Genomic DNA, 6,310 nt, shown 5'->3' with positions numbered 1-6,310 from the left:
AAGCTCTTTAGGCTGTTCTCGTACCACATCACCGTCGTTTAAACGACGACGCCAAAATGAATTATCAGGAACCTCTGTGCCAGATTCAGGCAAAAAGGTGCCCTTTACCGGGTCACGCACAGTGCGACCGGCGACGGGTTTAACAATCATGGGATTTACTCCGGGAAGTTTATAGAAACCAGAGGGTCGATGGTGCCGTCTGGCATGGCGATGGTGATATCCATACCCTCCAACCGGTCAGCATTAATGGGGTAGAAATCTTCCGGCCCCTGGTAGTATTCGATATCCAGTTCCATCAGCAGTTGAGCCATATGGCCCTCACCGCCAGAATCCAGATCAATGGTCGAACGTACACGGGCAAACTGCTGTATCTGGCGGGTGAGGTCATAACTGTTTATCACCGCCCGTTCAATTTGTTCTCGTAACTGCTCGAGCGCCAACTCTGCTTTAACCGCGCCATCATCGGTATGCTCACCATCCAACTCCTGCAACCGTCCGGTAATGCGCACGGTTGTTATGGTGTTGAACTGCGGAGCATTTCGGCCTAATGACTGTTTTTCCTCGATAAGGGTTTGCACCAAGATAACCGGGTACATATCCTCAGTAGTCGGCCAGTCACGCGGAGAATAGACGCGGTTTTCCGCGTCCGTATTACCGATAATGGCATTAACAACCAGCTTTCTTATTTGCGCGGTATTCATGCTTTTACCCGATTAAGAATGAGCTTGCTGCCGCCGTGACTGTCTGGCTGAACATCTGCTACAGCAAACAAGGTATTGACCGGTTCATTAGCAACGATGCCAATAAATACCCGGTCCCCCTGTTTAGGTGGTGAACGAAACTCACTGTCCCTAACCCCTAAAACGGGATTGGTGGTATTAATGGTGCTGCCATCATCCAGCGGGTCAATGGTGGTATAAGCCCGATCAAAGATGCCGCTGATGGTATAAGTTGGCTTACCACCAGCAGGCCGGTAATCAACCGGGTCACCAAATACCGCTTGTAGGGGGGCAAGAAGATGCTGATCCCAGTTGACACCCATCAGCCACCTCGATTTATCTTCACACCATCATCGACAGTGATTGAGGGGCCAGTAGTGCTAGCCGCCTGCTGCCGTAATGCTTTCACATCAGCAACCACGCCCAGGCTAATCAGCCGTTCAGCATCATCATGCAACAGGAATAAACGGCTATTCTCCACATGAGTTTCCCCGCTATGGCGCAGAGTCTGGCCTTTTACGACAACAACCTCCAACTCGTCAGCGTCGTCCGTCGAATCATCATCCGCGAACTCAGGCGGATTTCCGCCCAGTTCATTGATAGTCGGTTGTTGCTTTGCTGGTTTTGTCATATCACACCACCGTCGCACAGAGTGAGGCATTTACTCGGCTTGGAATTACCAGTGGAGCAGATTGCATCAACAGGTAACGCTGTGCCGGGTCGGGCATAATCCATGATTTTGGTGCGAAAGCCATTGGACCGTAATTAAACGCAGGGTCTAGAATGAGACCAAAGGCGCGAGTCCCCATCAGGTCAGCACCTGACATTAATACTGCGCCATCTGGGATCATCGGCTTTTCAATGCCGTCCAGCGGGTCAATAAACCAGTCGTTATACAGCCACAGATCAAAGTTACCCCAGCGACCTTTATAAACCGCGCCTTTATTGACGCGCGGCCCCGCATCAACCTGATTACCAAAGGGACTTAATGCCGGGAATACGATGGCATTGTCTTTAATAGTGGTATCCAGACGGAACGCTTTCCATGAGGAGGTAGTAAATACCAGGTCAGTGGCCACCGATCCTGACTCTTTCAACATCAGCGTTTGCCAGTCTTCAATATCATCGGAGGGCTGAGTATTTGTTGCACCGGCAGCCACAGATAATGGCCATTTATCTGACCCACTCAATGTAATGGTCAGGTTACTGGAACGACCAAAATCAATGACCGTGGTCGGGAACCCATCCCCCACCACGGTAATCTGAGATTTAGTCAGCGCACTGGCGGCCATCCATTCCAGACGACGGTTAAGCATGTCGATCTGGTCTTCCATTTCAAACTGGATGTTTAACATTTCGCGCTCTGCGGCGGTGTATTCCCCACCAATGCGCTCCCCCATCTGGCGGCGGATCGGTTTACGCAAGTCAGGCGCGCGCTTGTCTTTGATATAAGCGGGTTTGAAGGTATTGGTTTGATACTTGCGGCTCTCCACCAGCTTCCCTTCAACTAACGGGGAAACGAAAGGAGACATACGACGTTTACCAATATCAACATCGATGGAAACCTCTTCGGTTTCATAGGTCACCACATTGGGAAAGAAGCGATCGAGTAACCAGTTCTGGCTTGTTTTCAGGTTGGGAACCAGACCCACCAGCACATTGGTATCGTAAATATTCATGTAGTATCTCTTTTAATTTGCTGGCAGCCAGAGCCGCCAGACAAAGATTGAAGACGAGCAAGCCCCTGCCGGGTGAATGGCATCGGATGCAAATCAGAAAGTGAGGTTTTAAACTGGCGCTTGGATACTGTCTTCGAGGAAGATTGAGTAGGTCCGCAGGTCGGTTTTTAATTCATCCAGCGTCCATGAAGCATCATGAATAATACGGTTTTGATTGAATTGCCCCATCAAATAAACACCTCCGCGCTGAGATGTTGTTGTCGTATCCACATCATCGACGAGGATGGCGACCGGTACTTCACTGCCATCGGTGGCGGTCTTAACAGACTTGACGTACTCACCTGATGCCGTAATTTTACCCAACACTGTGCCCCGCAAATGTATCGCAGCCGCCTGAGCAATAACGCCAGTATCAGTGACTAGTTGTAATGTCCCTGAGACTAACTGGTCTGGCACAAACAACGATGAGCGCATGCCCGGTTGAAATGCATTTTGTCCAAAGTTATCCATTATTTTTTACCTTTTGCAGAGTCATAAAGACTGGCCATTTTTTGGACCATAGACATTCCCCTGGACGTCGTCGCGGCATCTTGCCCTGGTCGTGGGGTATTAGCCGCTTGCATTCGCTCATCCAGCGTCCGTTTACGGGAAGAGGATGACGTTGCTGGGGCGGCTGTAGTTGCAAGAATACGGATTGCTGCTGCTGAACTCATGCCTGAATTAAGGGCTAATGTTGCCGCCAAATCCATACGCCCAGCCGCATGTTGACTGCTAAAGATGCGAGCACAACGATTACGTTCGGCACTGCGGCCCTTTTTAACGTTACGGTCTTCTTTATCATCATCGCCGTCTTCTTCTTCCCCCTCTTCTGCATCAGCATCATCGGAGTCGTCTTCAGCATCAGGGTCTTTATTGTCCTGATCATCAGAGTTATCGTTTTGGTCGTCATCGTTCTCTTCGGCATCAGGATCTTTTTTATCATCCTCAGCCCGACGACCTTTGGCTTTTTTGGACTCTTTATTATCGTCCTCTGTCTCTTCTGACGCCTTGGCCCCACGGCCAAACAGGTGAGCAAAACCTTGAATTTTCTTACCCATTATTTTCTCCAACCAGTTTTAATAAATCGCGGAATGCGACATCAGGCGAGGCGACTTCATCAGCCAACCCCAGTTGCACACCATCAGCGGCCAGGTAACATGCGGCCTCGGTGTCCCTGATAGTTCTTTCAGCTATCCCGCGATTGCGGGAAACGGTACTCACGAACAAGCGGCCCATCTCGTCAACATCGGACTGAATGGCCTTTTTTGCCTCCTCGCTTAATGCCTCGTAGGGATTTGATTCAGCTTTTCTGCTCCCAAAAGTGATTATCGTGACCTGTACCCCATCGCTTTTTATGCGCTGCGACCAGTCAACATGCATGACGATGACGCCAATTGAACCGACCCCGCCAGTACGCGGGACAATAATCCGATCCGCAGCGCTGGCCAGCGCATAAGCAGCGGAGTAAGCACTTTCGGACAGGATGGCCCATATGGGCTTTTCGCCTCGGGCTGCATAAATTTCATCGACCAAATCAAAACACCCGGCAACTTCACCGCCCGGTGAATCAATATCAAGACAAATGGCTTTGACTTCGCTGTCATTCATTGCCGTCAGAAAGCTGGCCCGAATGCCGTCATAGCCCGTCATTCCGCTGTAAGGGCGCAAGGTGCCTAATTTCTGCACTAAGGTCCCCGTGATGGGTATCCGTGCTATACCAGCGATAACGTCATAACCACACTCGCGCCCTTTGCGCGTAAAGGTATCGTCATCGTCATCCCAATCGGCATTAGACTGAATGCGCGTCAGGCCGAACCGATCAGTCAGTGCCGCCATAACCACTTCAGCCTTGTGCGGATGAAGGGCCAGCGGAGTGTTAAATAGCCGCTGGGCTAAATGTGGAAGATTCACTGTGCCTCCGGTTTTTGTTGTTGGTTGGCTGTAGGCTGATCGGGTGCAAAGGTTTCAGCTTGCAACCATGTAGGGATCGGCAATCCACGCTCAATGTATGCCTCACGTTCTCGCTGGCGCTGATCCAGCAATTCTTCCCAGTCTTCACCCACGTTTTCAGCGGCTTCCATTTCGAGAGTAGATAGCCCCGCCTCCATGCCAAGAATGGCCCCTTTCTTCTCAGCCACCGGATCAACCCAACCCCGACCGGGCCCCATCCACTGCGCACGGCAATAAGCTGCTTTCGCCGCGAGAAAGTCCGGCGCACCGTCAGGTAAGGGAACTTCACCTAAGTCATGCAACTCTTCGATAAAGCACGACAAAATGGGCTGAGCGAATCCCGTGGCAAAATCATCCCGGCGGCGAGTCAGGGTTTTCCAAGCTTCCAGCATGGCGGAACGGGCTGAGCTGTAGTTAACATCTGACCAGTCCTGTGTCAGTTGTTGGGTAGAAATCCCCAATGATGCGGCGACGTTTCGTAATGCAGCGCTTTCAAAGGCGATAAAATTACTGGTTGGCCTTACTGCGCTCAGCGTCTCCATTCCCTCACCCGGGGCGAGGATGGGTATTCGCGCCCCCCCTTGTAAAGATAGCCGTTTTTCATCGTGATACTCACGACGCATATCTTGATAGCGGTTCACTTCATCCCCTGTATCAAGGGCTTCCGCCACTAAACTCGGGTCATAAGGTGATGTGATAAAGGCGGCAAAAATGGAGTTCAGTATTGAAGATTGCAGCTCCACTTCATCGTACTTAATCAGCATCTTCAGGCGCTGAACAATCGGGGTGAAAATACTGATACCCCGATGCTGGGACGCCCGGTCACTGTCAAAGTCATGAATAACAATCGGACGGCCCCAGTCAGTTTCACGCGGGATACGCTCCCACGTCATGGTTTCTTGAGCCGCCCACCAATCCCCCATATGCGCCTTGCGGATGTGGTAGGCTACTGGCACCCCGTCATCATCAATTTCGACTCCACCACGAACATTCAACATGTCGAACTTCTGCTGTGGGTTACTTAATCTGTCCGGGTCAATAATTTGTATTGCCGTGGCATACTGCGCTTTACCATAGCCAAGACGGTCAGGGCGATATTGCATGACACAAAGCGCGTCACCGTCGATCAGCTTGTGCCGGAAACCAAGTCGCAACAGTTGAGCTACGGTTTTCTTTCTTTCCGCATCACAATAACGATTGGGATCATTCGCCCAAATTCGCCAGCCTGACTCAATGGCCCGTCCATATTCATCAGCCCATTTCGCGTCAAATTTATGATTACCAGTCATCAGTGCCAGAGTCCGATAATCAACCTTAGCAAGCGGACGGAAAGACGCACCAACGGCATTATCCAAAATACGGGTAACGCTTCCCGAGGCCCAACCATCGTTACGTACCATGTCGCGAACGCGGGCAACCACCTGATCGCGGGAGGTATTGATTTCGTTATCCGGTGACCACAAGGACGGCTGCCAATTGGCCATAGAATCACTGAATGAATCAGCAGCGTCATACGGAACCCCTCGGGAACCACTCAACATTGATGCCCTTGATTTTGATGGCGGCAAGGGGCTACCGTCAGGACCTAAAATCCTTACTGGGTTTTTCATCAGTAACGAAACCTTATCGCCCTGCGTGGACGCTTAACGATGCCTAGCTGAGCCTGAAGAAGCTGAATTAACCCCATGAGTGTCCCAATATCTGTTTGCTGATAGGTAACCGATCGGGTGCCATCCCCTTGCGCATAGGAGAACGAAACGCCCTTCGCGCCGGACGATAATTCGATATAGGCTTGCTGCGCTCGGTTTAATGCCTCTTCTAATTGGGCGCGACTCATCGCACCGGCCAGCAGGCTAGTGTTTGCATTGAACATGGATATCCTTACGCCAGCCTTCTGGCTCTACTTTTAGGTGTAGTGGGTTG

General features: G+C 51.1%; 10 protein-coding genes. All 10 read right to left on the bottom strand.

All coding sequences use genetic code 11. From position 1 onward, the window contains the following. The coding region (locus AEP37_RS25390) for a DUF2635 domain-containing protein (RefSeq protein ID WP_049615343.1) at window positions 1-150 on the bottom strand (150 nt) is incomplete at its 3' end. A gap of 5 nt (window positions 151-155) precedes the next feature. Beyond that, window positions 156-701: a hypothetical protein gene (locus AEP37_RS22085; RefSeq protein ID WP_049615342.1), complete on the bottom strand. Its 546-nt coding sequence runs from the start codon at window positions 699-701 to the stop codon at window positions 156-158. Next, window positions 698-1,042: a head-tail joining protein gene (locus AEP37_RS22080; RefSeq protein WP_049615341.1), complete on the bottom strand. Its 345-nt coding sequence runs from the start codon at window positions 1,040-1,042 to the stop codon at window positions 698-700. Before AEP37_RS22080 ends, AEP37_RS22085 begins: the two co-directional genes overlap by 4 nt. Further along, entirely contained in the window at window positions 1,042-1,350 is a 309-nt protein-coding gene (locus AEP37_RS22075; RefSeq protein ID WP_049615340.1) for a hypothetical protein, read from the bottom strand. The genes AEP37_RS22080 and AEP37_RS22075 overlap by 1 nt, the downstream gene beginning before the upstream one ends. Window position 1,351: 1 nt before the next feature. Next, window positions 1,352-2,398, bottom strand: coding sequence for a major capsid protein (locus AEP37_RS22070; RefSeq protein ID WP_049615339.1), 1,047 nt, complete (start codon window positions 2,396-2,398; stop codon window positions 1,352-1,354). A 108-nt stretch (window positions 2,399-2,506) separates the two neighbouring features. Continuing rightward, window positions 2,507-2,908, bottom strand: coding sequence for a head decoration protein (locus tag AEP37_RS22065; RefSeq protein ID WP_049615338.1), 402 nt, complete (start codon window positions 2,906-2,908; stop codon window positions 2,507-2,509). Continuing rightward, the gene (locus AEP37_RS22060) at window positions 2,908-3,495 is read right to left on the bottom strand and encodes a hypothetical protein (protein ID WP_049615337.1); all 588 of its coding nucleotides are present in this window, start codon (window positions 3,493-3,495) and stop codon (window positions 2,908-2,910) included. Before AEP37_RS22060 ends, AEP37_RS22065 begins: the two co-directional genes overlap by 1 nt. Then, a complete protein-coding gene (locus tag AEP37_RS22055) occupies window positions 3,488-4,348 on the bottom strand; it encodes a S49 family peptidase (RefSeq protein ID WP_049615336.1) in 861 nt (286 codons plus the stop codon). The genes AEP37_RS22060 and AEP37_RS22055 overlap by 8 nt, the downstream gene beginning before the upstream one ends. Continuing rightward, window positions 4,345-5,997 (bottom strand): phage portal protein, encoded by a 1,653-nt coding sequence (locus AEP37_RS22050; protein ID WP_235801416.1) that lies wholly within the window; start codon window positions 5,995-5,997, stop codon window positions 4,345-4,347. The genes AEP37_RS22055 and AEP37_RS22050 overlap by 4 nt, the downstream gene beginning before the upstream one ends. Further along, on the bottom strand, window positions 5,997-6,260 hold the full coding sequence (gene gpW, locus AEP37_RS22045; RefSeq protein WP_005278866.1) for a gpW family head-tail joining protein: 264 nt from the start codon (window positions 6,258-6,260) through the stop codon (window positions 5,997-5,999). The genes AEP37_RS22050 and gpW overlap by 1 nt, the downstream gene beginning before the upstream one ends. Window positions 6,261-6,310: the final 50 nt, after the last annotated feature.

It is taken from the genome of Yersinia pekkanenii (assembly GCF_001152565.1).
GTDB classification, from domain to species: domain Bacteria; phylum Pseudomonadota; class Gammaproteobacteria; order Enterobacterales; family Enterobacteriaceae; genus Yersinia; species Yersinia pekkanenii.
This window is presented reverse-complemented; position numbering and strand designations above follow the sequence as displayed.